A 22,784-nucleotide genomic window follows, 5' to 3' on the forward strand; every position below is an offset into this window, starting at 1 on the left:
GAATCTGTCGAGCAGAGCGAGACTGAGAGGGCGAGGACGCTTACCGATAGGATAAAACTATGAAACTTTTAAACGAAATTTTAGGCACAAAATACCCCATCATTCAGGGCGGCATGGCCAACATTGCCACCGGCGAGTTTGCCGCTGCCTGCTCCAATGCGGGAGCACTGGGCATCATCGGTGCGGGCGGCATGGATGCCGACACCCTGCGCCAGAACATCCGCCGCTGCAAGCAGTTGACCGACAAGCCTTTCGGCGTGAACATCATGCTCATGCATCCGCAGGCAGATGTTTTTGCGCAGATCGTGGTAGACGAGGGCGTGTCCGTTGTGACCACCGGTGCAGGCAACCCGGGCAAATACGTGCCCATGTGGAAAGCTGCCGGCATCAAGGTGATCCCGGTTGTCGCCGCCGCCGTGCTGGCAAAGCATCTGGAGCCGCTGGGCATCGATGCTGTCATTGCTGAGGGCACCGAGAGCGGCGGCCATGTGGGCGAAATGGCTACCATGGCGCTGGTGCCGCAGGTGGTGGATGCCGTAAATGTACCTGTCATTGCGGCTGGCGGCATCGCCGATGGCCGCCAGCTGGCAGCCGCTCTGGCTCTGGGCGCCTGCGGCGTGCAGGTAGGCACCTGCCTGCTGGTGAGCGAGGAGTGCCCCATCCATGAAAACTACAAAGCCGCCCTGCTCAAGGCCAAGGACAGCGATACCATCGTGACCGGCCGAAGCGTGGGTGCGCCGGTGCGAGTGCTGAAAAACCGAATGAGCCGCGAATATGTCCGGCAGGAAAACGCCGGTGCCGACAAGATGGAGCTGGAAAAGTACACCCTTGGCAGCCTGCGCCGCGCCGTGTTTGAGGGCGACACCACCACCGGAAGCCTGATGGCCGGTCAGGTGGCAGGCATGCTGCACGAGGTGCGCCCGGTGGCGGATATTCTTGCAGACCTGTGGAACAGCGGGAGGCAGCGCATTGCCGCGCTGAGCACCGAATGCTGACCCTCGGCAGAAAGACCCTGTCTGTGCCCATCCTACAGGGCGGCATGGGTGTGGGCGTTTCCCTCGGCGGGCTGGCCGGTGCTGTTGCAGCCTGCGGCGGCATGGGGTGCATCTCCACCGCCGATGCAGGCTACCGGGAGCCGGACTTTGCCCGTGACCCGGCAAGCGCCAACCACCGTGCACTGACAGCGGAAATTAAAAAAGCAAAGCAGATCGCAAAGGGCGCGGGCATGGTAGCCATCAACGCCATGGTGGCAACGCAGGATTATGCGGCCGCGATCCGCACCGCTGTGGAAGCGGGCGTGGACGCGGTGGTGTCCGGCGCGGGCCTGCCGTTGGAGCTGCCCGGCATCGTGGGCGCAACGGATGTTGCCATCGCGCCCATCGTTTCCAGCGGAAGAGCCGCAAAGCTCATCCTGCGCCGCTGGGCCAAAGAGTTTGGCCGCACCGCTGATTTTGTGGTGATCGAAGGCTGCAAGGCAGGCGGACACCTCGGCTTTGCCGAAGATGACCTGCTGGCAGGCAAATGCCAGACCCTCGATGACATCCTGCCCGAGGTGCTGGCCGAGGTAAAGCCCTTTGAAGCACAGTTTGGCCACAGCATCCCCGTGTTTGTGGCAGGCGGAGTGTATACCGGTGCCGATATGGCCCACTTTACCGCAATGGGCGCTGCGGGTGTACAGCTTGCTACCCGCTTTATCACCACCTACGAGTGCGACGCATCCCAGGGCTACAAGGACGTTCTGCTGAACGCCCGGCCCGAGGATGTACGGATCATCCACAGCCCGGTGGGAATGCCGGGCCGTGCACTGAACACCCCGCTGGTGCAGGCGCTGGCAGAGGGGACCCGCTTCCCTCCCCGGCACTGTGCCCGCTGCCTGAAGACCTGCGACCCCGCCAAGGTGCCCTACTGCATCACCCACGCGCTCATCGAAGCCGTAAAGGGCAATGTGGAGGAGGGCCTGTTCTTCTGCGGAGCCAACGTGGGCAGGCTGGACCGGATGCGCACGGTACAGGAGCTGATGGATGAACTTGTGACCGAATGGAGGCAAAATCAATGAAGCTTGCCGTTTTATATGCCGGTCAGGGGGCACAGCACCCCGGCATGGGCAAAGAATTTTACGAAGGCTCTCCCGCGTTCCGGGCGGCATTTGACAGTGCAGAGCTGGACTTCGACCTGCACCGCGTCTGCTTTGAGGACCCGGACGGCCTTTTGAATCAGACCGAATACACCCAGCCCTGCATGGTGGCCTTTGCCTGCGGCGTGACCGCAGTGCTGGCCCAGCAGGGCGTGAAACCCGCTTATGTGGCCGGGCTTTCGCTGGGCGAATACTCCGCGCTGGAAGCTGCCGGGGTGTTCACCGCAAAGCAGGCCATCGAGCTGGCCGCTTACCGCGGCAAAGCCATGGCCGAAGCTGCAAAGGGCATCGACTGCGGCATGACCGCCGTGCTGAACCTTGACCGGCAGGCACTTGCAGCCTGCTGTGAGCAGGCTGCACAGCTCGGCTGTGTGCAGATCTGCAACTACAACTGCCCGGGTCAGCTGGTCATCGGCGGCGAGAAAGCCGCTGTGGACAAAGCCGCCGCACTGGCCAAAGAAGCCGGCGCCCGCCGCTGCATCCCGCTCAAGGTGAGCGGCCCGTTCCACACCCGCCTCATGGCCCCCGCCGGGGATGCACTGGCAAAGCGTTTTGCGTCTGAGCCCTTTGGCGAGATGCAGGTGCCGGTGCTGTTCAACTGCCTTGGCCGTGAAAAAGCTGAGCAGGACAGCATCCCCGCCCTGCTGGTGAAGCAGGTGCAGAGCAGCGTTTACATGGAAGATACGCTCCACCGCCTCGGTGAGCTGGGCGTAGACCATATTCTGGAAGTTGGCCCGGGCAGTGCTCTGGCTGGCTTTGTGAAAAAGACCCTGCCCGGCGTGGTCTGCGCTTCGGTGGAGACCCCGGAGCAGCTGAACGCCGCACTGACAGCATGGAAGGAAGAGCTATGAGCGAAGAAACGATCATCCGCACCGCCGTTGTTACTGGCGGAAGCCGGGGCATTGGCCGGGCTGTGTGCATCCAGCTGGCAAAGCAGGGCTGCAATGTCGTGGTGAATTACTGCCACGGCGAAGCTGCAGCTGCCGAGACGGTGGCTCTGTGCAAGGCCGAAAACGCAGATGCCGTGGCTGTGCAGGCCGATGTTTCCACTGCCGAGGGCTGCAAAGCGCTCTTTGAACAGGCGGTGAACGCCTTTGGCCGGGTGGATATCCTTGTGAACAACGCGGGCATTACCCGCGATAATCTGATCCTGCGCATGAGCGAAGAGGACTTCGATGCAGTGCTGAACGCAAACCTCAAGGGTGCGTTCCTCTGCTGCAAGGAGGCCGCCCGCCGCATGGTGCGCCAGCGCTGGGGCCGCATCGTGAACCTTTCCAGTGTGGTGGCCCTGCGGGGCAACGCCGGCCAGACCAATTACGCCGCCAGCAAGGCGGGCCTGATTGGACTGACCAAAAGCCTTGCCCGCGAGCTGGCAAGCCGCAATGTGACCGTGAATGCGGTCGCGCCGGGCTTTATCGAGACCGACATGACCGCCGCCCTGCCGGAAGCCGTCCGTGCCGAAATGGCAAAGGGCATCCCCGCAGGCCGCGCAGGAAAGCCGGAGGATGTGGCAAATGCAGTGGCATTTTTTGCCGCAGAACAAAGCAGCTATCTCACCGGGCAGGTGCTCTGTGCAGACGGCGGCATGGCAATGTAAAAGGAGAAAACTCTCATGGAAAAACGCAGAGTCGTGATCACCGGCCTTGGCACCGTGAACCCGCTGGGCAACAACACCGCCGACAGCTGGGCCGCTGCCAAAGCGGGCAAATGCGGCATCGGCCCCATTACCCAGTTCGATACCACCGATTTTAAATGCAAGCTGGCAGGCGAGGTGAAGGGCTTTGACCCGGAAACCATCGTGGACAAAAAGGAAGCCCGCAAGATGGCCCGCTTTACCGTTCTGGCCCTTGCTGCCGCCGCTGAAGCGGTTGCAGACAGCGGTCTGGACACCGAAGCAGAAGCCAAACAGATCGGTGTCATCCTTTCCAGCGGCATCGGCGGTCTGCCCACCATTGAGGAGCAGCACACCCGCGGTGAAGAAAAGGGCATGGAAAAGGTAAGCCCCTATTTCGTGCCCATGTCCATTGCCAACATGGCGGCGGCACAGGTGGCCATCCGCTTTGGCCTGAAGGGCATGTGCACCTGCCCGGTGACGGCCTGCGCCGGCGGCACCAATGCCGTAGGCGATGCCTTCCACCGCATCCGTGACGGCTACGAGACTGCCATGGTCTGCGGCGGTGCAGAGAGCTGCATCAGCCCTCTGGGCATCGGCGGCTTTACCAGCATGAAAGCGCTTTCCACCGCGACCGATCCGGATGCAGCCAGCCTGCCCTTTGACGCGCGGCGCGGCGGCTTCGTGATGGGCGAAGGCAGCGGCGTGCTGGTGCTGGAAGAGCTGGAGCATGCCCGTGCCCGCGGTGCGCACATCTACGCCGAGGTGGTGGGCTACGGTGCCAACTGCGACGCCTACCACTTCACCGCCCCCGCCCCCGGCGGCGCAGGTGCCATCGACTGCATGGCGCTGACGCTGGCGGATGCAGGCATCGCACCGGAGCAGGTGGATCACATCAACGCCCACGGCACCGGCACCCACATGAACGATGCCTGCGAGACCGCCGCCATCCATGCGGTGTTCGGCGAACACGCAAAGCAGCTGACTGTGGTGAGCACCAAGAGCATGACCGGCCATCTGCTGGGCGGTGCGGGCGGCATTGAAGCCGTATTTACAGCGCTGGCCCTGCATGACCAGTTTGCGCCGCCCACCATCCACTATGAGCAGCCCGATCCCGAATGTGATCTGGACTATGTGCCGAACACTGGCCGTGCGCAGGCCATGACCTACGCACTGAGCAACAGTCTGGGCTTTGGCGGGCACAACGCCTGCATCGCCCTGCGCAGATGGGAGGGCTGACCCATGGCAGAACCCCGCACCGTGCGTGCAGACGCAAACGCCCTGAACAGCGAGGAGATAGCGGCGCTTCTGCCGCACCGCTATCCCTTTGCCCTTGTGGACCGCATTTTGGACTACGAGCCGGGCCAGTGGGCCATCGGCCGCAAGTGCGTGAGCCGCAATGAGGAATTTTTCTGCGGACATTTTCCCGGCCAGCCGGTGATGCCGGGAGTGCTCATTCTGGAAGCACTGGCCCAGACCGGCGCGGTGGCGGCGCTCAGCCTGCCGGAGAACAAGGGCAAACTGGCCCTCTTCGGCGGCATCAAGAATGCCCGCTTCCGCAAGCAGGTCACCCCCGGCGATGTGCTCACCCTGCACTGTGAACTGGTAGAGCAGCACGGCCCGGTGGGCGTGGGCAAAGCCTCGGCGTGGGTGGACGGCAAGTGCGCCGCCACCGCCGAGCTGACCTTTGTGCTGACCGACCCCAACGCCTAAAAACACCCCTGTGAGTTTAAAAAAGCTCACAGGGGTGTTTTCCGTTATTTTACCATTGAGAAGCCGCTTCGCTCTCTCAGCCAAGCGCCACATCCAGAACCATCAGTGGTGCCCCACCAGATAGGCCACCCGTTCGATCCGCGCCGCTGTCATGCCGGTATCCGCCAGAAATTCCCGCACCAGCGGAGCACTCTCCTGCTCCTGATACTTTCCATTGGTGTTACTGCAATGGTAGGATCGCATATTTACTGATTTCTGTATCTGTTCAGGACAGCATCCGGGATATGGCAGTAACTGCAGTCTTCAGGGTGCCGTTCCAGATGGTGCTGATGCTCCTCAGCGCTCCGGACATAATTTGTCAACGGCAGCACTTCCAGCATGATCTTGTCCCGGTCCTCCCGGCCGTTTATAAAAGCTCTTGCTTCTTCCAGATGTCTGGGATCTGTACTGTACAGCCCTGTCCGGTACTTTTTTCCAACGTCCACGCCCTGTTTATTCAGGCTGTAGGGGTCGATGATCTCAAACAGGTGTGCCATCAGTTCTGAAATGCTTGTGTTTTTCTCATCATAGACCACTTTTACGCATTCTGCATATCCATCGTATGGGCCATCCAGAGAACTCGTTGTTCCGTTGGCTCTGCCGGCTTCAGTCATCTGTACACCAGGCACTGTGTCAAAAAAATGCTGTACGCCCCAAAGGCATCCGCCTGCGATATAGACCGTTTCCATCTTGATTTTCCTCCTCCTGTTGATCATATATCAGCTTTGCTCCTATTCTACCACGCTTTCCCACTGTCGGAAAGATATCAGAAAACAAAAATGGCCCCGGAGGGCTTATCGCAGCTCTCCGGGGCCGCCTTGTGCAGAGTGATTTTCTCTCGATGGGCTTTCAGAAATGCTTTGCTGTAATCAGCTTGCGTGAACCACAGCGGAAGGACCCTCATAAGATACAGAAAAGATTTCTGTATTTTTCTTGACAGTTTTCCCATATTCTGTTTTAATACATCTGATAAAAGGGAGTAAAGGGCAGTGTTCCGGCTTATTCTTCGGGAGACTGCTGCATGGCAGCGTCATCACGGCAGAAATGCCCGATGTCATGTGTTCGCTTGAGACTTTTGTCACAGACAAGGTGCTGTGGCAGGAGTCTCTTTTTCTTGTCACCGTACCGGAGCACAATAGGAGGCAAGAAAACTATGAACTTTCTGAACACATTCGCAAGTCTGTTTTCCAATTTTGGAAACCTGACTTGGCAGATGGTGGTGATGTGGGGCATTGGTGCATTGCTCATCTACCTTGCCATCGCCAAAAAAATGGAGCCGAGCCTGCTTTTACCCATGGGCTTTGGTGCCATTCTGGTCAATCTGCCGCTGTCCGGTGCCATCACGCAGGGCGATACCGTAGGCCCCATTTCTGCCCTGTTTGAAGCAGGCATGTCCAACGAGCTGTTTCCCCTGCTGCTTTTCATCGGCATTGGTGCTATGATCGACTTTGGCCCCCTGCTGGAAAAACCGTGGCTCATGCTCTTTGGTGCCGCAGCGCAGTTTGGTATTTTCTTCACCCTGTTTCTGGCAGGCTTCTTCTTTGATTTGAAGGATGCTGCTTCCATCGCTGTCATTGGTGCAGCGGACGGTCCCACCGCCATTTTTGTAGCTAACGCCCTCAACTCCCAGTACCTTGGTGCCATCATGGTGGCAGCGTACAGTTACATGGCTCTGGTGCCCATCGTGCAGCCGCCGGTCATTAAACTGCTGACCACCCAGAAGGACCGCCGCATCCGGATGCCCTATGAAAAGGGCAATGTCAGCCAGCTGACGAAGATTCTGTTCCCCATTGTGGTAACCATCATTGCCGGTATGGTAGCTCCTGCCAGCGTAGCTCTAGTTGGTTTTCTGATGTTCGGCAACCTGCTGCGGGAGTGCGGCGTACTGAACGCCCTCAGCGAAACCGCGCAGAATGTGCTGGCAAACCTCATCACCATCGTGCTGGGCCTGACCGTGGCCGGACAGATGACCGCTGACAAGTTTGTCCGGCCCGATACCCTGCTCATCCTTGCACTGGGTCTGGTAGCCTTCGTTTTTGATACCGCAGGCGGCGTGCTGTTTGCAAAGCTGCTGAACCTGTTCCTGCCCGAAGGCAAAAAACTGAACCCGATGATCGGTGCAGCCGGCATCTCCGCCTTCCCCATGAGCGGCCGTGTGGTCAACAAGATGGGATTGGAAGAAGATAACCAGAATTTCCTGCTGATGTACTCCATCAGCGTCAACGTTTCGGGGCAGATCGCATCCGTCATTGCAGGCGGCCTGATTCTGACCCTGATGGCTTAACGGAGGTACACTTATGCTTCATCTTTCTTCGTGGATGACCACCCTGCCCATGATGCTCATCGGCATGGTCGGCATTCTTCTCGTCATTGGTGTCATTGTCCTGGCTGTGATGCTGCTCAACCGGCTGACAAGTCGGAAATAATTCATCCCATCAAGCAAAAGCGAATTTACGGCGAAATATCGCTATAAATATGATGCACAGGCCTTCTAAAACTGTGATTTTGTGACAATTTGGTGTCACTTCAATAAAGAACCCGCTTTCACTTCAATTTGATGTTGAAAGCGGGTTCTTTTCGCTTTTATGCGTGTTTGACGGCGGTTTCAAAAAGATTGACTGCTGCGTCCTCTTGCGTGTCGGTGTTGTGGGTACCACGCTTTTTCACTTCCGAAAAGATGTCAGAATACAAAAACCCCCGAAGAGCTTTTTACGGTTCTCCGGGGGTTGGTTCTATGCGCCGGTGTTCCTCACACCGATGCACAAACATTATTCGATTTCAATGAGATTGGGATTCGCAGGCAGAGCCTTCTGCTGCTGCGGTGCGGGCAGCACGATGTGCAGGATGCCATCCTCGAACTTTGCGTGGATGTCCTCCTTCTTCACGGCATCACCCACATAGAAGCTGCGGGCACAGGTACCGGAGAAGGTCTCACGGCGCAGATAACGGCCATCGTTGTCCTTCTCGTCATTGGAGTGGTTGCGGACGGCCTGAATAGTCAGGTAGCCGTCACTCAGCTCCATCTGAACGTCTTCCTTCTTGCAGCCGGGCAGGTCAACAGCCACATCATAGTTGCCATCGGCGGTCTGCTTCACATCGGTTTTCATCATGTTTGCGCCGCGCTTGCCGAAGGTTTCACGCTCTTCACGATTCATTGCACGCTCCAGCGCACCGTCGTTCCAGAACGGATCAAAGAAATCATCGAACAGATTTTCATGGAAAACAGCAGGCATAAACATAAAACAACCCTCCAATCCCGGCGTTCGGGTCGGGCATAAAATCAAGATCGTGCATCAGGAGCGGAGTCTTCCCGGGAGCCTTGCGGTTCCCTCATGCCCCTTTCTCCTGAGCACGCCACTGTTATAGCACCGTTTATTAGCAGTGTCAATAGTAGAGTGCTAAAATTCATAAAAGAATAATACTTTTATAATATTTCATGCAATTCTCGGCAAAATCGTTTGCACTGGATTCAATTTTTTCTTCTCCAATCGTAGTCTTTCGCTGTGACAGAACGGATGCAAGCCGTTTCTTCAGAACCAGGCGATCCATTGCCCGCGTAAACAATGCGGTTATCAAAAAGTCTCTCTGTCCTTGCAGCGTCTTGCGTTCTGCCGGTCCACCCGCTATAATAATGTAGAAACCGAGATGAAAAGAGCGTGATATTGTGGAAGAGACCGAGGTCAGTCATTTTCTCCACATTCTGGTCCGAATGGGCGAAGCTTTACAAAACAGCGGCGCAGAAGTATTCCGCGTTGAGGACACTTTGAACCGGATCGCAATCGCCTATGGGGCAGAAGATGTGAATGTATTCGTGATCACATCCAGCATCGTGGTCACGCTTACCATGCCCTCGCTGCCGCCGCAGACCGAGACCCGCCGCCTGCGTCACGCTGCCAGCAATGACCTGCTGACATTGGAAAAGCTCAATGCGCTCAGCCGCCGTATCTGCACAGCGCCTCCTTCCATAGAAGAGTTTCAGCGCCAGCTGAATGCCATTCTGGCACAGCATCCGGACCCAAGACTGCATCTTGCCGGCAGTGTGTTGGCTGCTTCCAGTTTTGCCATCTTCTTTGGTGGAAATCTCTGGGACGGCCTGCTGGCCGGCGGCATTGCCGTTCTGATTTGCTGGATGGAGCGCTATCTCTCGCCTTTTTGTATGAATGGCGTAGAATTTCAGTTTATAGCATCATTTCTCAGCGGTGTCTCCACTCTGCTGCTCTGCCGCTTTGGGATGCAGTTTCATGCCGATAAAGTTCTGATTGGTATCATCATGCTGCTGATTCCCGGCATCATGCTGACAAATTCCATCCGGGACATCTTACTTGGGGACATTATTTCCGGCTCTCTTCGGCTGGTGGAAGCCATTCTGATGGCCGCCACCCTTGCACTCGGCATAATGGCCGCCATCTGGTTGATGGGAGGAATTTCCGCATGATACAGGTTTTTTCGCAGTTGCTCAGTGCTGCCCTTGGTTCGGTCGGTTTCGGACTGATCTTCAATCTGAACCGGCGCTACTTACCCGCCGCCGGTGTAGGCGGGCTACTGGCATGGCTGGCTTATCTTCTTGCCGCCAACACCCTGCACAGCGTCTTTCTTGCCAATCTGTTGGCCGGTTTCTGTGCCGCTCTGTATGCCGAAATTCTTGCCCGATGCTGCAATGCACCCTCTACGCCTTTCTTCATCACCGCTGCCATTCCCCTCATTCCCGGAAGCACCCTCTACTACTGCATGAACGCAGTTGTCTCCAATGATTTGTCTGCTGCAGAGCATTTCGGAAAGCAGACCTTTCTGGCCGCTCTTGGAATTGCCGGCGGTATGGCAATCGCATGGTGTCTGGCCGATTTGAGCCGGAAGCTGCACACACTTGCAATCCGTTCTTCGGGAAAGTAGCGATCTTCCACATTGAAGAATGCCGCTGATGATCGGGTCGTTTGAGCTGCTGCTCTGAAATACGGAAAAAGGCCGTCCGGCACCGCAGCAGGGCTGCCTTTACAATTACAAGGATGTGTCTCTATGAAACTACTCAAACAATTCATTCAGCAGGAAACGGTCCTCACCGCAGCCGCTGTGCTGGCCGTTGTCTCCGCCTTCTTTGTTCTGCCGGATGCGCAGTATCTCGGCTACATCGACCTGCGCACGCTGGCGATTTTGTTTTCCCTGATGACGGTCATGGCCGGGCTGCGGCGGCAGGGCTTTTTTGATGGACTGGGCCGGGCATTGCTGTCCCGTACCCACAGCACCTTTCAGCTGACGCTGGTACTGGTCGGGCTGTGCTTTTTCGGAAGCATGTTCATCACCAACGATGTTTCCCTGCTGACCTTCGTCCCCTTTACGTTCGTGGTCCTGAGCCGTCTGGGAGCGGATGTCCGCCGCTCCCTTCTGATCCCGGTGGTCTGTATGCAGACCATTGCGGCAAACCTTGGCAGTATGCTGACCCCCATCGGCAACCCGCAGAACCTCTATCTTTACGGAAAAAGCGGCATGAGCATCGGGGGATTTGTTCTTCTTATGCTGCCCTACACCCTGATCTCTCTGCTCCTGCTGCTGGCTTGGGCAGCGCTGGTCTGCCGGAAAGCCTCTGATGCCCTTTCCGTGGATGAGCTTGTTTCTTCTTCTGCATCTCAGGGAGATCAGAAGATCATCCTGCTGTATCTGGTTCTGTTTGCCGTTTGCCTGCTGTCCGTGATCCGGGTGTTGCCCTATGGCATTGCCTTTGCCGCTGTACTCGTCTGCGCCCTTTTTGCAGACCCGCACACCTTACGGGCAGTGGACTATTCCCTGCTTTTGACCTTTGTGGCTTTTTTCATCTTCATTGGCAATCTGGGGCGCATTCCCGCTTTTTCCGGCTGGCTGCAGGAGTTTTTGACCGGCCGGGAAGTTCTTGTGGCGGTTCTTGCTTCGCAGGTCACCAGTAATGTTCCCGCCGCCCTGCTGCTGTCCGGGTTCACGGCAGAGACACAAGCCCTCATCATCGGCACCAATCTCGGAGGTCTTGGCACTTTGATCGCATCTATGGCCAGTCTTATTTCCTACCGACAGATCGCACGGGAGCTGCCACAGGGGAAGACGCGGTATTTTGGGCTGTTCACCCTGTCCAACCTGATCTTCCTTGCGATCCTGCTGGGTGTGTGGTTTTTGCTCCGCTGAACGTGGCAGATGACTTATGGTTTTTCTATAAAGCTAAAAAAGGGAGTTCCGTCACGGACGAAGGTCCGGGCAGAACTCCCTTTGGTTTTATCGTATGGTCAGAATGCCGGTGCCCACCGGCACCTCCAGCAGCTTGCCGGAAAAATGCTTCGGGATGCCGGACAGTGCCTTTTCCAGATAGGCATCATTTTCTGCCTTGTTCATGTCCCACACCAGACGGCACACCGCTTTCCCGCTCAGGGTGGAGCAGGTGATCATACCATCATAAAAATTATTGCCGCCTGTCAGCCGGTAGGCACTGCGGATTGCTTCTTTTCGTTCCATGCTCCGTCCTCCTTACACTATTTCACCGCTTTTGCGCCGTAACGCAAAGCCAGCCCTTTTTATTTTTGTGGCTCTGGATCTGACAGAATCCTGCTTGTTCCAGATACTCTTTCAGTGCAGTATCCGTATAGATGGTCATGCCATTGATGATTTTCGTCCATTTGTCGTCTTTTGTCGTTTCGCCGTTCGCTTCGTTACAGATGAAAAAGACCCCGCCGGGCTTCAGCACTCGATAAACCTCTCCGAAATTCTGTGCAAGCTCCGGCCAGAAGTAGACCGTTTCAAAGGCGGTCACCACATCAAACTGCTCCGCTTCAAACGGCAGCTCTACCACACTTGCCTGTTGCACAGTACACCGTCCTGCCGCAATGGCTCTGGCATTGACCTTTCGCGCTTTTTCCACGCTGACGGCTGAGTAGTCGATGCCCTGCACCTTGCCGTTGGGGCACAGTTTCAACAGCGTTTTAATGTTCGCTCCACCGCCGCAGCCGCAGTCCAGCACCATGGCATCCGGGGCAGGCTGTAAAAAACTCAGCCCCCATTCTGCCATTGCGCTGTGTCCAAAGTTCATCATAGCAACCATGATCTTCCCGCCAAGGCCTACGGGCTTTCGAGTGTTTTCAAAAAAGGACATAACGCCACCCTCTTTCTATTTACCGTTCACAATGCAATACTTTTTACCCGATGCGCCCACTGCACCGGATGACAGGCCAGCAATTCCTCGTGCCGCAAGTTAGGTAAAGCTAACTTTTTGTTCTATAAAAAGCCGCTTCTCAGCGGTCTTTCTGCCAAAATAATACGCCCTGCTGTTGCCTCTGTCAAGGAGTTTAGACATTTTCGGGTATTCCGAGAGAGATTTCGCTTTCGGGAACCCCCAACCGTCACCCCAGTGCCACATCCAGCACCATCATCACGCTGAAGCCCACCGCAAAAAATACCGTACCAACGTTGGAGTGCTGTCCCTGCGACATTTCCGGGATCAGTTCCTCCACCACCACATACAGCATGGCTCCGGCGGCAAAGCTGAGCAGATAGGGCAACGCGGGCACCACGATGCCTGCCGCCAGAATCGTCAACACTGCCCCGATGGGCTCTACGATGCCGGACAGTACGCCGCCCCAGAACGCCCGGCCTTTTTTCATTCCTTCCGCCCGCAGTGGCATGGAGATGATAGCCCCCTCCGGGAAGTTCTGGATGGCAATGCCAAGGGAAAGTGCCAGCGCCCCGGCGGCGGTGATCTGAGCCGTTCCAGCAAGGTAGCCGGCATAGACCACGCCCACTGCCATACCCTCCGGGATGTTGTGCAGCGTCACCGCCAGAACCATCATGGTGGTGCGCTGGAGCTGGCTTTTTGGCCCTTCGGCCTGCAAGCTGTTCTGGTGCAGATGCGGGATGAGATGGTCCAGCAGCAGCAAAAACAGGATGCCCAGCCAGAAACCCACCACCGCCGGGAAAAACGCCAGCCTGCCCAGATCTGCGGCCTGCTCCATAGCCGGGATCAGCAAGCTCCATACCGATGCCGCCACCATGACCCCGGCGGCAAAGCCGGTCAACGCCCGCTGGACGCTGTCGCGCAAAGAGTTTTTCAAAAAGAACACACAGCCCGCTCCAAGGCTTGTGCCTAGAAATGGAATCAGGATCCCCCAGAACGCGTCTTGTATCATGTAGTACCTCCTTGCGGTTATTCGCAACTAACTCCGCAAAAAGTATACTGCGCTCCGGCAAAAAGGTCAAGGGCTTTGCGGTATAGAGGATGCAGATCGTTTCCTGCATCGAAAAATTCACCTCTGCAAACTTTCCGGTTTCTACTTGACAACGCCCGGTGGGAGTGCTATTTTTACTTCGCGAATTTGTTTTGCCTAACCATCTGAGGGGTTTTTCCCCTGCATTTTTTTGCATCAATTGTTAGGTAAAGCTAACTATTTTTTCAAAACTGAGATAGAGGTGTGTTACCATGAGATTGAAAAAAGTATTTGCAGGTGCACTTGCGGCCGCTATGCTGGTATGCGCTGTGGCAGTCCCGGCCTTCGCTGCGGAAGAGGTGGAACAGGAAAACTGCCTGACCTCCAGCTATGTCCAGATGAACATCCCCTACGCCGACTTCTACAAGGCTGCCGGTGTGGACAACGCATCTGAGATCGACGCTGTGACCAGCGCCACCAGGAACAAGACCCGTGCGGGCAACCTTGCCGCCGGTTCCTACCACGTCAACGCAGATGGCACCGACATCACCGGCGTTTCCTTCCCGGTCAAGGTGCTGACCCCGTGGGCGCTGAAGAATGCAAAGCAGGTCACCGATGCCGACAGCTACGACATTACCGTTACCCTGAAGGGCAATGAATCCACCACCACCTACACCGGCGCAGATGCCTTGTTTGAGAACGAGAGCTACGCTTACTACAAGCTCAGTGAGACCCCTGCCTACTACATCACCGCATGGTATAACCTGCTGAGCGGCAAGTGGGAGTTTGGCAAGGTCCACGCCACCGAGACCACCGTAGAGGGCACCACTGTGGAGCTGAATACCAACGGTCACCACGCCACCTACGAGATGAAAATCTCCGGTTTTGATCTGGACTACAAGGCCAACAAGGTCTACGGCGTAGTTCTGACCACCGCCGATGGCAGTGAGTACGGCCTGCATCATGTGGCCAACATCTGGCATGGTACCAAGCTGGGCTTCAATGCCGATGATCCTTACTTTGCATCCATCATCGGCAAGACGATTACTCAGATCACCTTCTACGCCGCCGACGGCGTGTATGTCCTGCCGGTCAATGTGGCGCTGTGAATACACGGGAAACTGCCTAATTTATTGTAAAATATAACACAAAACGGCAAGGTCGCTTGGCATCAGGCGGCCTTGCTTTTCCGTGTCAGGAGGAGTTGGAATGAACAAAAACGATGCCATACACTGCTGCCGCTGGTGCAACTGCTCCCGACTGTGGCGGCAGCGGCAGCTGTACTTTTTGCCCTGCCCCGCACCGTTCCGGTGCTGGCCGCCGTGCCGGAAAAGCTGACAACCGTGGTGGAGCAGTCTGTGGAAGCCGCTTCCTCCGAAGCGGAGGAAGAAACCCTGCCCAAGCTGCCCTATGCCGACGGCGTTTACGTCGGCTCTTCCCGGGGCTACGGCGGTGCCGTCCGAGTACAGGTCACCATGGAAAACGGCAGCATCACGGAGGTGGAGATCTTGGACGCATCCCACGAGACCAAGCAGTTTCTGCGGCGTGCCAAGCGGCTTTTGACCACCGTGGTGGAGACTCAGAGCTGGGAGGTGGATGCCGTTTCCGAGGCCACCTATACCAGCCGGGGCATTCTGGGCGCAGTGCAGAACGCCCTGACCGGCGAGGTAGTCAACAATCCCCTGCCGCCCCAGCCAAAGCCCGCTGCAACGCTTGTGGTGGAGGAATTTACGGCTCCCTCCATCTACTTGGACGGCATCTACACTGCCGAAGCCACGGGCTTTGAGGGGCAGATCACAGTGCAGGTCACGGTGGCATAGGATAAAATTACCGATATCACGATCCTGAGCGCCGAGGACGAGGAGGAATATCTCTCCCGGGCAAAACAGGTCATCCCCGCCATTCTGGAGGGACAAAGCCCCAACGTGGATGCTGTTTCCGGCGCGACCTACTCTTCCACCGGCATCCTGAACGCGGTCAAGCTGGCGCTGGCAAAGGCGGCTGTTGCCCCGGCAGAGAAAACCGCTCCGGAGCAGACTGCATCGGAAGAGACGGCAGAGGAAACCGCACCGTCTGAAGCAGCAGAGCCCGGGGAAACGCCGGTCACCGCGCCCACCGTGGAGGTGGTGCAGCCGGAGGAAAAGAGCGCCGTTCCCGTGTGGCTCAAGGAAGTATGGCAGCAGCTTTTCTATGCAGATGCACCGGCATCCTCTGAACCGGAACCGGCATCTTCTGAGGAAGTGCTGCCGACATCCGAGCCGGCACTGCCGCCGGAAGAGACCGGGATTGAATCTGAAACGGAAGGAGCAGCAGAATGAAATACAAAAATTTTCTCCTCCGGGCGGTGAACCTGCTGCTAATTTTGGGGGTACTGTGGCAATACCAGCAGGTGGCGCTGATCCGGGCGGCAGCGGTAAGCCAGCGCAAGCAGGAAATTGCCGAAGTTGAAGCCTACAATTCGTGGCCGGGTTTTCCGGGGTAAAACAGATCTTTCTGCACATCGGTGCAGGCGAGGTGCTCTCTGTGGACAGCTTCACACTTTCCCTGATGGGGCTGTGCGGCTTCACCCTGCTTTTCGACCGTTTTTTCTGTGGGTACGCCTGCGCCTTCGGCAGCTTGGGCGATGCCGTCTGGGCGCTTTCCGGGCTTATTCAAAAAAAGCTGTTCCACCGCAAAAAGCAGCTCCGTCTGCCGGAGCGGGCGGTGCTTTTGGGGCAGAAGGTCAAATACCTGCTGCTGGCATGGCTGGTAGCACTGTATGTGACCCGGCAGGAAAAGATGCTGACCGGCGCAAGCCCGTGGGAGGTGTTTTCCCGCCTGACGGCTCTGCATCTGCCGCCGGAGGGCTTTGGTGTGGGCATCGGGCTGCTTGTGCTCATTTTGCTGGGTATGGCGGTGCAGCCCCGGTTCTTCTGTCAGTTCCTCTGCCCCATGGGAGCGGTGTTTGCCCTGCTGCCGGTGCTGCCATTTGCGCGGCTGCACCGGCAGAGCGACGGCTGCATCCCGGGCTGCAATGCCTGTAAACAGCAGTGCCCGATGTGCCTGAAGCTGGAGGAAACCAGCCTGCGCAGCGGGGAATGCATCGCCTGTGAAGCCTGCGTTGGCACCTGCCCCAAGCAGAACATCCGCCGGTGGGATACCACCTTGTGCAAGCGTCTATGGCTGCCGGTGCTGGGTAAAGCGCTGCTCTTCTTCCTGCTGGGCTGCTGGCTGGGCTTTTGCCGATTCATCTGAACTAAAAAAGGAGGCTGCTGCGCAGTATTTGTGCAGCAGCCTCCTTTTGGCTGGGAGATCTATCATTTCGATACGCCGGAGCATCTGCGGACGCTCCGGCGTACCATTTTTACAGGGAAGACTTCTGCTCCAACAGGTCTGTCATGCTGCGCAGGCTGATGCCAAGGGTGGAAAGGTTATGCAGCATGGCGCTGGTGGCAGGGGGAAAGGACATTTTCCCACTTCTCCGCTCTTATTCGGTAACAGCCCAGACCCGCGCAGGCAGACCAGTTGCACCTTCAATGCGGGGATAAGAAACGATGACTACCGCACCGGCAGGCTGAACTTTATCCAGATTTGCAAGCACCTCCACCTGCAGCTTGTCGTTATCCAGAACATAGCGCTCGCAGGCAAGGTCACCCTTTTCCTCCGCCACCGCAGAGGAATCGGTATCCAGCGTTTCGTGGCCGTTGGCGGCGGCATTGCGCACCTTGTAGATATACTCCAATGCTTCCAGCGACCAGCCGGGAGCATTTTCTTTGCCCTCTGCGTCGATGCCGGACAGCGCATCCATATCCGGCCACTTCTTATACCAGTCGCTGCGCAGAGCCACCAACGCACCATCCGGGATAGGACCGTACTTTGCTTCATAGGCCTTGATGTCCTCCACTGTCACAGCGTAGCGAGGGTCTTTCTTGGCCTGCTGGGAAATATCGATGACCACCAGCGGGAAAATCAGGTCATTCACATCAAACTTTTCGGACAGCGCTTTGCCCTTGATGAAGTGACCCGGGAAGTCGATATGGGTACCGAACTGTCCGGGGAATTTGAAGGTCTGGATCAGGCATTCCAGTTCCGGCTTGCCCCAGTCCCACACGGTCTTTGCCAGCTCCACAGAGCCTTCCGGGATGCCGGACCAGTAGGGGCTTTCGTTGTTCAGCGAGTGAGAAAGTTCTACCCAGCGATATTTTTTAGCATCCTTCAGTGCGTTCCACAGTTTATAATCAGCCATTGTCGGTTCTCCTTTTATTGTGACGATGTATGTTCGGGCACTTCTCCCAGACAACGGCATCTTCCTGTTTTTTCTCAGTCTGTCTGCCGGGAATTTGTCTGGGAGCAGCGCATTCGCCCGGGCAGTCTGTGCCGGGCATCTGCTGTATGTTTCATCTGTCTGCGCTCCCTTCCTTGTGTTGGGGATAGTATAAACCCATTTTCGTACCATGTCAATAGGTTTATTCTTTCAAAGACTTCCCGGGCAAACGACAGGTCAGCAAATCGTTCGCCCTTGCAATAACGTTTCGTCATCCCCTTTCCCTTTTATCGCAGCTCTTCCAGCAGGGCGGTGCAACCCTCCAGCACATCCTGCCATGGCAAACAGACAAGATTTTCTTCATCTTACTCTCCCAGCACCTCGCCCAGTGCCAGAACAGCGTTGCGGACGCACTCCGGGCACGGGCACAGCGGTGCGCCGTTCTCTATCCCCTTCAGATCCTTGCAGATGGTAGCACCGCACTTTTCCTGAAAGTTTTGCAGCAGTTCCTTAGAAATGCGGGGTGTGCCCTTGCCGTCGGTGACGATGCCCGCCACCATCACAGCGCCGATCAGTGCGCCGCAGGTGCTCTCCATGCAGCCCATGCCGGCGGCATAGCCTGCGCCCAGCTTCATCAGGGTGTCGGCATCCACCGGCAGCTTGTCCTCAAATGCCTTCATTACCGCCTGTGCACAGTTGCACTGTCCAGTAGCTTTCCATGCGGCAGCCTGTGCCGCCCGTTCTTCGATGTTCATTTTAAAGTCCTCTTTCTTTGATGAATCGTAGTTTATTCGACATTATCATAAAATTCCTGTAACACTGTTGCCAATTCCTCCGGAGATTCTATGTTTGCTTCATGACCCGCTTTCAAAAGTTCATGGAAGTGGGAATCACTCAAATAACTGGCAAGTTCCATTGAGGCTTTTTTGTTTGCGTTGTCCTTTTCCCCACAAACGATCAATGCCGGACAGGACACCTTACATAATGAATCCCTGAAATCCAATTCCGTCATCGTACCGCACAAGCTGATCACATCAGCTTTTTTGAAGCCAAATTGCTTGAACATTGTATTCGGCATAAAGCGAAACAGCATATTCTGGAACTTCAATAGCTTTTCAGGCATTTTATATTGTGCTGCAATTAGCACCAGTGCCTTTACTTTATTCGGATGGTCTATCGCATAATTAAGTGCCAGAACAGCACCCAAGGAAAGCCCGCACAAGATGATTTCATCATTTTCCTTGTTGCACTCTTCTGAGAATGCAGTATACAACTCCTTATAGGTGGCCGCTTTTCCTTCCAGCATCTCTGCCAAGCTCAAGCTGGCGCTTCTATCCGAGACCTTCGTTTCTTTTATTACTCTGTCCCAACTGTTTGGTTTTTGTCCCAACCCATGTAAGTACAAAAACTTCATCTAATTTCCGCTCTCCTTCACACGTCCTGCTGCTTCCTTTCCAGTGCTTCAAAGTGATACCGGGGCTTGCCTTTGCTCTTTTTGCCGTACTCGATGGCTTCTTTGGGGCAGTGGCAGATGCACGCCATGCAATGGGTGCAGTTTTTGCCCCAGACCGGCTTTCCGTTTTCCAAACGGATGTTGTTCAAGGGGCACAACTCCACGCACTTACCGCAGCCGATGCAGGCGTCCGTTGCCCGGAAGGCATCGGCTTTTACAAAGAAGCGATAGAACACCGGGTTCACCGGGCCGCTCATAAAGCGGTCGTAAAGGTTCTCTCTCGGCGGAGGAAATTCCTGCCCGGCCTTGAGCTGCGCCAGCACCTTCTGAAGCGCAGGCTCTGCCTGCTCCACGATGCTCCGTGCCTGCTCCTTCTGGGGCGCATTGAACATGGCAATGTAGTTTTCCGGCATGATGATCTGAGCTGTGCCCATATACTGCAGCTGCTTTTGCGCCGCAAGCTGCCGGTTATAGCCTGCCGCATTGCCAATTTCGCTGCCACAATCCATCACAAACCAGATGCGCTCTGCCCCGGTCAGTGCGGTCTTGCCCAGCCACTCCGACACCACCCGGGGGATACGCCATGCGTAGGTAGGCGTTACCAGCACCACGTCACGCCCGGTCTGCACCGGGGCGGTATCCCCTGCCTTGATGCAGGCGTTCAGGTCGTAAAGCGGCATCTCCAACCCTTCGGCAATGCGCCGCGCCAGATACCGGCTGTTGCCAGTTCCCGTAAAATAAAGTACCATGGCTGCTCCCTCATTTTGTGTTATTCAGATGTCCGTCTGCCCGGCAAACTGGAACTTGTCGGGGCGAGGCCCCTCCATCTTGCTGCCGCAAGACCATTCGGTCGCTTGAAAGCCCCACTGGGGCTTTCATTGTTCTGCTTCGCTCCACAAACGCGAACTTGTCGGGGCGAGGCCTCTCCATCTTGCTGCCGCAAGACCGTTCGGTCGCTTGAAAGCCCCACTGGGGCTTTCATTGTTCCGCTTCGCTCCACAAACGCGAATTGTTTACTTCTTCGTCTTAGGCGCAATAAGCAACATGACTGTCACAAGAATATATAAACCATACAGTAACCAAGTAATGGTATTGTTCCAAGGAAAACTCATTTCTGGATGGTTCAATGCAAACACTATAAATGCAATAGCTATAATCAGCATTATTAAACCGAGAATCCTTGATATACGCTTTTTCATGCAAAGCACTTCCTTGTCAAACTGGAATTGTTAATCTTGAACTGGTCCTATAATGCCAAATGCTATTGCATCAATAAAAAGCACGAACGCTATCACACAAACAATTAAAATAGTTGCAATGACTTTAATAACAAGTTGTTGATTTTGTCTTAAATTACTCTTACTAACAATCCTTAAGACAAAAATCAAAGCAACGAGGATGATAAAAGAAATAATATTATAAAGAACCACTGTTTTCATCTATGTGTCCTTCTTTTTTATATCAATTCCGAGTTGCCGCTCTCCGTATGCCATAGTCTCCGCACGCAAAAAGCCCTTTGCGGCAAGGTGTGTGCTTACACCTCACCCGCAAACTTCATGCCCCAGCTCATGCGGGTGTCGTACATCAGGCGGGTCAAGGCAAGGCTGTCCTGCGGGGTGTAGCGGTCGCTGCCGGTGCGCCCCAGCTTGACGCAGCGGCTTGCTTCCCGGATCTCATACTCAAAGCCGTTGATGTCCACCGGGCAGCGGATGACCTCCGGCTCTTTGCCCTCCACTTCCAGCGTCATGGTCTCGGCGTGCTGGAAATCCGGCAGAAAGATTCTGCCCTTGGTGCCAACGATGCGGGCATTGCGCTCCAGCTCCTGCCCGATGGTCTGGACCGACTCCGCCTTGCAGCCGCCGGGGTAGGTCAGCGCAAGGCGGCTGTAATCGTCGGTGCCGTACTCGTTGATGTGGACCTCTTTGGTTTCCACCTTCTCCGGGTCCTGTCCGGTGAGGATGCGCAGAAAGCCCAGATTGTAGATGCCGATATCCAGCAGCGCACCGCCGCCCAGACCGGAATCAAACTTGCGGTCCTTCCGGGCACCGGAGGCAACAAAGCCGTACTGACAGGTGATCTGCTTCAGCTCCCCGATGGTGCCAGCCGCAAGGATCTCGCGCAGGCGGTCGTACAGCGGCAGCAGCCAGATCCAGAACGCCTCCATGAGAAAGAGTTGCTTTTCCTCTGCCAGATGGTACAGCTCCCGTGCCTGCTCCGGGCTGATGGTAAAGGGCTTTTCGCACAAAACGTGCTTGCCCTGCTCCAGACAGAGCTTGCAGTTTTCGTAGTGCAGGGTGTTGGGGGTGGCGATATAGATAGCCTCCACCTCCGGGTCAGCGGCAAGGGCTTCGTAGGAGTCATAGCAGCGGGGAATGCCGTACTGCTGTGCAAACGCCTGTGCGCTTTCCAGATGCCGTGACCCCACGGCAAAAAGCTGCTCTCCTTCTGCGCCCATCTGTTCCACCGTAGACGCAAACTTTTTGGCAATAGTGCCGGTCGCTAAAATTCCCCACTTCATAACGGTACCTCCCATTTTATGGCTTTGGGTCCAGTATACCATGATTTTCCCTTGTGGAAAAGCTTCCGAAAAACAAAAATGCCCCCGGAGGGCTTGTTCCAACTTTCCGGGGACGATTCTATTCACCGGTATCATCCCTCTGGCTGCACGCCAAAACAGGCCCCTGCAAGCGTTTAACCACTGGCAGGAGCCTGTTTATTTCTTAAAGCTTCGTCATCCACAGACCATGCAGGTTGCAGTAGGCGTAGACCGCCACGGGCTTTTCGCCGCCCAGCTCAAACACCGCCTTGGGTGACTGCCCGGGGGTAAGATAGCGGAGCTGTCCGCCGTTTTCGGTCTCCACAAAGAGCCACTGGATGTGGTGCACATCCACCATGGGGTGCTCCACCGCACCCACCGTAACCGTGAGGGTGCTGCCGGAAAGCTCTGCCACCGGCAGATGCTTTTCACCGCTGGCTTCCACCGTGTTGGGGAGCAGCTCCTTCATCTTTTCGCCGCAGCAGACCAGCGGAACGCCTGCGTTGTGGATGGTGGTGACCAGGTTGCCACAGTGCTCACAGATATAAAACTTTGCCTTCATATTAAAATCCTCCATCGGAATGTTGTTGGTGTTTCCTGTGACTATATGATAACATTTCCTAGTTAAATTTTCTGTGACCGGGTCACGCAAGCAGTCCAGTGCTGTGGAAATGCCCCTCAGCTTCCCATGGCAATAAGCACCAGCACGACCACCACCGCAATGGCGATGAGGCAGCCGCAGCCGCTTCCGTCTCCACCACTGCCGCCACCATTGTTGTGGCCGCCGCCACCGCCGCCGGACGAGCCGCCGAAGTTGCGGTTGAAGGCCGTCATGTACTGGGCATAGCCCGTGTCGCCTTTGCCGAAATAGCCGTAATCACCGTTTGCCATTGTATTTTCC

30 protein-coding genes are annotated in these 22,784 nt (G+C 56.1%); 16 read left to right on the forward strand and 14 right to left on the reverse strand.

The genetic code is table 11. From position 1 onward, the window contains the following. The first annotated feature begins 59 nt into the window (after positions 1-59). Genes J3348_RS03450 through fabZ form a run of 6 tightly spaced genes read left to right on the forward strand, consistent with a single transcriptional unit; the run spans position 60 to position 5,459 of the window. On the forward strand, positions 60-995 hold the full coding sequence (locus J3348_RS03450; RefSeq protein ID WP_207698297.1) for a DUF561 domain-containing protein: 936 nt from the start codon (positions 60-62) through the stop codon (positions 993-995). After that, positions 989-2,056 carry a nitronate monooxygenase family protein gene (locus J3348_RS03455; protein WP_207698354.1) on the forward strand — a complete coding sequence of 356 codons (1,068 nt, stop codon included), beginning with the start codon at positions 989-991 and terminating at the stop codon, positions 2,054-2,056. Before J3348_RS03450 ends, J3348_RS03455 begins: the two co-directional genes overlap by 7 nt. Continuing rightward, complete coding sequence (fabD, locus tag J3348_RS03460) at positions 2,053-2,985, forward strand: ACP S-malonyltransferase (protein WP_005939745.1); 933 nt, start codon at positions 2,053-2,055, stop codon at positions 2,983-2,985. The genes J3348_RS03455 and fabD overlap by 4 nt, the downstream gene beginning before the upstream one ends. Continuing rightward, positions 2,982-3,731, forward strand: coding sequence for a 3-oxoacyl-[acyl-carrier-protein] reductase (gene fabG, locus J3348_RS03465; RefSeq protein ID WP_120080695.1), 750 nt, complete (start codon positions 2,982-2,984; stop codon positions 3,729-3,731). Before fabD ends, fabG begins: the two co-directional genes overlap by 4 nt. Before the next feature lie 15 nt (positions 3,732-3,746). Next, positions 3,747-4,985 carry a beta-ketoacyl-ACP synthase II gene (gene fabF / locus J3348_RS03470; protein WP_097774745.1) on the forward strand — a complete coding sequence of 413 codons (1,239 nt, stop codon included), beginning with the start codon at positions 3,747-3,749 and terminating at the stop codon, positions 4,983-4,985. Positions 4,986-4,988: 3 nt separating this feature from the next. Beyond that, positions 4,989-5,459 (forward strand): 3-hydroxyacyl-ACP dehydratase FabZ, encoded by a 471-nt coding sequence (fabZ, locus tag J3348_RS03475; protein WP_005939736.1) that lies wholly within the window; start codon positions 4,989-4,991, stop codon positions 5,457-5,459. A gap of 102 nt (positions 5,460-5,561) precedes the next feature. Here fabZ and J3348_RS03480 read toward each other — a convergent pair whose 3' ends face one another. Further along, a complete protein-coding gene (locus J3348_RS03480) occupies positions 5,562-5,702 on the reverse strand; it encodes a hypothetical protein (RefSeq protein WP_242702844.1) in 141 nt (46 codons plus the stop codon). A gap of 2 nt (positions 5,703-5,704) precedes the next feature. Then, positions 5,705-6,187 carry a peptide-methionine (S)-S-oxide reductase gene (locus tag J3348_RS03485; protein ID WP_097774744.1) on the reverse strand — a complete coding sequence of 161 codons (483 nt, stop codon included), beginning with the start codon at positions 6,185-6,187 and terminating at the stop codon, positions 5,705-5,707. Between the two features lie 464 nt (positions 6,188-6,651). Between J3348_RS03485 and J3348_RS03490 the strand changes: the two genes are divergently transcribed. Continuing rightward, the gene (locus tag J3348_RS03490; protein WP_207698298.1) at positions 6,652-7,782 is read left to right on the forward strand and encodes a sodium ion-translocating decarboxylase subunit beta; all 1,131 of its coding nucleotides are present in this window, start codon (positions 6,652-6,654) and stop codon (positions 7,780-7,782) included. A 13-nt stretch (positions 7,783-7,795) separates the two neighbouring features. Then, a complete protein-coding gene (locus J3348_RS03495) occupies positions 7,796-7,924 on the forward strand; it encodes an oxaloacetate decarboxylase (RefSeq protein ID WP_097782029.1) in 129 nt (42 codons plus the stop codon). Positions 7,925-8,266: 342 nt separating this feature from the next. Here J3348_RS03495 and J3348_RS03500 read toward each other — a convergent pair whose 3' ends face one another. Then, entirely contained in the window at positions 8,267-8,737 is a 471-nt protein-coding gene (locus tag J3348_RS03500) for an Hsp20/alpha crystallin family protein (protein WP_207698299.1), read from the reverse strand. 425 nt (positions 8,738-9,162) lie between these two features. Here J3348_RS03500 and J3348_RS03505 point away from each other — a divergent pair, with 425 nt between their 5' ends. The 3 genes from J3348_RS03505 to J3348_RS03515 all read left to right on the forward strand — a co-directional run bounded on the left by J3348_RS03505 (position 9,163) and on the right by J3348_RS03515 (position 11,645). Continuing rightward, complete coding sequence (locus J3348_RS03505; RefSeq protein WP_207698300.1) at positions 9,163-9,933, forward strand: threonine/serine exporter family protein; 771 nt, start codon at positions 9,163-9,165, stop codon at positions 9,931-9,933. Then, entirely contained in the window at positions 9,930-10,388 is a 459-nt protein-coding gene (locus J3348_RS03510; protein ID WP_207698301.1) for a threonine/serine exporter family protein, read from the forward strand. The genes J3348_RS03505 and J3348_RS03510 overlap by 4 nt, the downstream gene beginning before the upstream one ends. 123 nt (positions 10,389-10,511) lie before the next feature. After that, entirely contained in the window at positions 10,512-11,645 is a 1,134-nt protein-coding gene (locus J3348_RS03515) for an SLC13 family permease (protein ID WP_207698302.1), read from the forward strand. 87 nt (positions 11,646-11,732) lie between these two features. Here the strand turns inward: J3348_RS03515 and J3348_RS03520 are convergent, their stop codons facing one another. The 3 genes from J3348_RS03520 to J3348_RS03530 form a co-directional block, all read right to left on the reverse strand. Next, a complete protein-coding gene (locus J3348_RS03520; protein ID WP_005939708.1) occupies positions 11,733-11,969 on the reverse strand; it encodes a hypothetical protein in 237 nt (78 codons plus the stop codon). Between the two features lie 22 nt (positions 11,970-11,991). Continuing rightward, a complete protein-coding gene (locus J3348_RS03525) occupies positions 11,992-12,603 on the reverse strand; it encodes a class I SAM-dependent methyltransferase (protein ID WP_207698303.1) in 612 nt (203 codons plus the stop codon). A 247-nt stretch (positions 12,604-12,850) separates the two neighbouring features. Then, on the reverse strand, positions 12,851-13,633 hold the full coding sequence (locus J3348_RS03530; RefSeq protein WP_207698304.1) for a ZIP family metal transporter: 783 nt from the start codon (positions 13,631-13,633) through the stop codon (positions 12,851-12,853). A 290-nt stretch (positions 13,634-13,923) separates the two neighbouring features. On the opposite strand from J3348_RS03530, the gene J3348_RS03535 reads away from it, so the two are divergent. The 5 genes from J3348_RS03535 to J3348_RS03550 all read left to right on the forward strand — a co-directional run bounded on the left by J3348_RS03535 (position 13,924) and on the right by J3348_RS03550 (position 16,885). Then, positions 13,924-14,760, forward strand: coding sequence for a hypothetical protein (locus J3348_RS03535; protein ID WP_207698305.1), 837 nt, complete (start codon positions 13,924-13,926; stop codon positions 14,758-14,760). Between the two features lie 135 nt (positions 14,761-14,895). Continuing rightward, positions 14,896-15,471 carry an FMN-binding protein gene (locus J3348_RS14155; RefSeq protein ID WP_347565353.1) on the forward strand — a complete coding sequence of 192 codons (576 nt, stop codon included), beginning with the start codon at positions 14,896-14,898 and terminating at the stop codon, positions 15,469-15,471. Positions 15,472-15,486: 15 nt separating this feature from the next. Beyond that, the gene (locus tag J3348_RS14160) at positions 15,487-15,969 is read left to right on the forward strand and encodes an FMN-binding protein (protein ID WP_347565360.1); all 483 of its coding nucleotides are present in this window, start codon (positions 15,487-15,489) and stop codon (positions 15,967-15,969) included. Then, positions 15,966-16,133, forward strand: coding sequence for a hypothetical protein (locus J3348_RS03545; RefSeq protein WP_005939690.1), 168 nt, complete (start codon positions 15,966-15,968; stop codon positions 16,131-16,133). The genes J3348_RS14160 and J3348_RS03545 overlap by 4 nt, the downstream gene beginning before the upstream one ends. After that, complete coding sequence (locus J3348_RS03550; RefSeq protein ID WP_347565354.1) at positions 16,112-16,885, forward strand: 4Fe-4S binding protein; 774 nt, start codon at positions 16,112-16,114, stop codon at positions 16,883-16,885. The genes J3348_RS03545 and J3348_RS03550 overlap by 22 nt, the downstream gene beginning before the upstream one ends. Before the next feature lie 232 nt (positions 16,886-17,117). Here J3348_RS03550 and J3348_RS03555 read toward each other — a convergent pair whose 3' ends face one another. The 8 genes from J3348_RS03555 to J3348_RS03590 all read right to left on the reverse strand — a co-directional run bounded on the left by J3348_RS03555 (position 17,118) and on the right by J3348_RS03590 (position 22,774). Then, positions 17,118-17,876, reverse strand: a complete 759-nt coding sequence (locus J3348_RS03555; RefSeq protein ID WP_097782034.1) for a cyclase family protein — start codon at positions 17,874-17,876, stop codon at positions 17,118-17,120. A 383-nt stretch (positions 17,877-18,259) separates the two neighbouring features. Continuing rightward, on the reverse strand, positions 18,260-18,649 hold the full coding sequence (locus tag J3348_RS03560; RefSeq protein WP_005939676.1) for a C-GCAxxG-C-C family protein: 390 nt from the start codon (positions 18,647-18,649) through the stop codon (positions 18,260-18,262). Between the two features lie 32 nt (positions 18,650-18,681). Further along, complete coding sequence (locus J3348_RS03565; RefSeq protein WP_207698306.1) at positions 18,682-19,308, reverse strand: alpha/beta hydrolase; 627 nt, start codon at positions 19,306-19,308, stop codon at positions 18,682-18,684. A gap of 17 nt (positions 19,309-19,325) precedes the next feature. Then, positions 19,326-20,096, reverse strand: coding sequence for an EFR1 family ferrodoxin (locus J3348_RS03570; protein ID WP_207698307.1), 771 nt, complete (start codon positions 20,094-20,096; stop codon positions 19,326-19,328). Positions 20,097-20,576: 480 nt separating this feature from the next. Then, positions 20,577-20,786, reverse strand: a complete 210-nt coding sequence (locus J3348_RS03575) for a hypothetical protein (RefSeq protein WP_097772305.1) — start codon at positions 20,784-20,786, stop codon at positions 20,577-20,579. Between the two features lie 95 nt (positions 20,787-20,881). Then, on the reverse strand, positions 20,882-21,865 hold the full coding sequence (locus tag J3348_RS03580; RefSeq protein ID WP_207698308.1) for a Gfo/Idh/MocA family oxidoreductase: 984 nt from the start codon (positions 21,863-21,865) through the stop codon (positions 20,882-20,884). A 202-nt stretch (positions 21,866-22,067) separates the two neighbouring features. Continuing rightward, complete coding sequence (locus J3348_RS03585) at positions 22,068-22,445, reverse strand: desulfoferrodoxin family protein (RefSeq protein WP_154255811.1); 378 nt, start codon at positions 22,443-22,445, stop codon at positions 22,068-22,070. Between the two features lie 116 nt (positions 22,446-22,561). Then, a complete protein-coding gene (locus J3348_RS03590; RefSeq protein WP_097774730.1) occupies positions 22,562-22,774 on the reverse strand; it encodes an HFLK protein in 213 nt (70 codons plus the stop codon). Between the last annotated feature and the right edge of the window lie 10 nt (positions 22,775-22,784).

This window comes from Faecalibacterium sp. Marseille-Q4896, assembly GCF_017377615.1.
In the GTDB taxonomy this organism is placed as follows: Bacteria; Bacillota; Clostridia; order Oscillospirales; family Ruminococcaceae; genus Faecalibacterium; species Faecalibacterium taiwanense.

Coding starts and splice junctions, on each gene's coding strand:
- J3348_RS03450 (WP_207698297.1), top strand. CDS start 60: ATGAAACTTTTAAACGAAATTTTAGGCACAAAATACCCCATCATTCAG.
- J3348_RS03455 (WP_207698354.1), top strand. CDS start 989: ATGCTGACCCTCGGCAGAAAGACCCTGTCTGTGCCCATCCTACAGGGC.
- fabD (WP_005939745.1), top strand. CDS start 2,053: ATGAAGCTTGCCGTTTTATATGCCGGTCAGGGGGCACAGCACCCCGGC.
- fabG (WP_120080695.1), top strand. CDS start 2,982: ATGAGCGAAGAAACGATCATCCGCACCGCCGTTGTTACTGGCGGAAGC.
- fabF (WP_097774745.1), top strand. CDS start 3,747: ATGGAAAAACGCAGAGTCGTGATCACCGGCCTTGGCACCGTGAACCCG.
- fabZ (WP_005939736.1), top strand. CDS start 4,989: ATGGCAGAACCCCGCACCGTGCGTGCAGACGCAAACGCCCTGAACAGC.
- J3348_RS03480 (WP_242702844.1), bottom strand. CDS start 5,702: ATGCGATCCTACCATTGCAGTAACACCAATGGAAAGTATCAGGAGCAG.
- J3348_RS03485 (WP_097774744.1), bottom strand. CDS start 6,187: ATGGAAACGGTCTATATCGCAGGCGGATGCCTTTGGGGCGTACAGCAT.
- J3348_RS03490 (WP_207698298.1), top strand. CDS start 6,652: ATGAACTTTCTGAACACATTCGCAAGTCTGTTTTCCAATTTTGGAAAC.
- J3348_RS03495 (WP_097782029.1), top strand. CDS start 7,796: ATGCTTCATCTTTCTTCGTGGATGACCACCCTGCCCATGATGCTCATC.
- J3348_RS03500 (WP_207698299.1), bottom strand. CDS start 8,737: ATGTTTATGCCTGCTGTTTTCCATGAAAATCTGTTCGATGATTTCTTT.
- J3348_RS03510 (WP_207698301.1), top strand. CDS start 9,930: ATGATACAGGTTTTTTCGCAGTTGCTCAGTGCTGCCCTTGGTTCGGTC.
- J3348_RS03515 (WP_207698302.1), top strand. CDS start 10,512: ATGAAACTACTCAAACAATTCATTCAGCAGGAAACGGTCCTCACCGCA.
- J3348_RS03520 (WP_005939708.1), bottom strand. CDS start 11,969: ATGGAACGAAAAGAAGCAATCCGCAGTGCCTACCGGCTGACAGGCGGC.
- J3348_RS03525 (WP_207698303.1), bottom strand. CDS start 12,603: ATGTCCTTTTTTGAAAACACTCGAAAGCCCGTAGGCCTTGGCGGGAAG.
- J3348_RS03530 (WP_207698304.1), bottom strand. CDS start 13,633: ATGATACAAGACGCGTTCTGGGGGATCCTGATTCCATTTCTAGGCACA.
- J3348_RS03535 (WP_207698305.1), top strand. CDS start 13,924: ATGAGATTGAAAAAAGTATTTGCAGGTGCACTTGCGGCCGCTATGCTG.
- J3348_RS03545 (WP_005939690.1), top strand. CDS start 15,966: ATGAAATACAAAAATTTTCTCCTCCGGGCGGTGAACCTGCTGCTAATT.
- J3348_RS03555 (WP_097782034.1), bottom strand. CDS start 17,876: ATGGCTGATTATAAACTGTGGAACGCACTGAAGGATGCTAAAAAATAT.
- J3348_RS03560 (WP_005939676.1), bottom strand. CDS start 18,649: ATGAACATCGAAGAACGGGCGGCACAGGCTGCCGCATGGAAAGCTACT.
- J3348_RS03565 (WP_207698306.1), bottom strand. CDS start 19,308: ATGAAGTTTTTGTACTTACATGGGTTGGGACAAAAACCAAACAGTTGG.
- J3348_RS03570 (WP_207698307.1), bottom strand. CDS start 20,096: ATGGTACTTTATTTTACGGGAACTGGCAACAGCCGGTATCTGGCGCGG.
- J3348_RS03575 (WP_097772305.1), bottom strand. CDS start 20,786: ATGAAAACAGTGGTTCTTTATAATATTATTTCTTTTATCATCCTCGTT.
- J3348_RS03580 (WP_207698308.1), bottom strand. CDS start 21,865: ATGAAGTGGGGAATTTTAGCGACCGGCACTATTGCCAAAAAGTTTGCG.
- J3348_RS03585 (WP_154255811.1), bottom strand. CDS start 22,445: ATGAAGGCAAAGTTTTATATCTGTGAGCACTGTGGCAACCTGGTCACC.
- J3348_RS03590 (WP_097774730.1), bottom strand. CDS start 22,774: ATGGCAAACGGTGATTACGGCTATTTCGGCAAAGGCGACACGGGCTAT.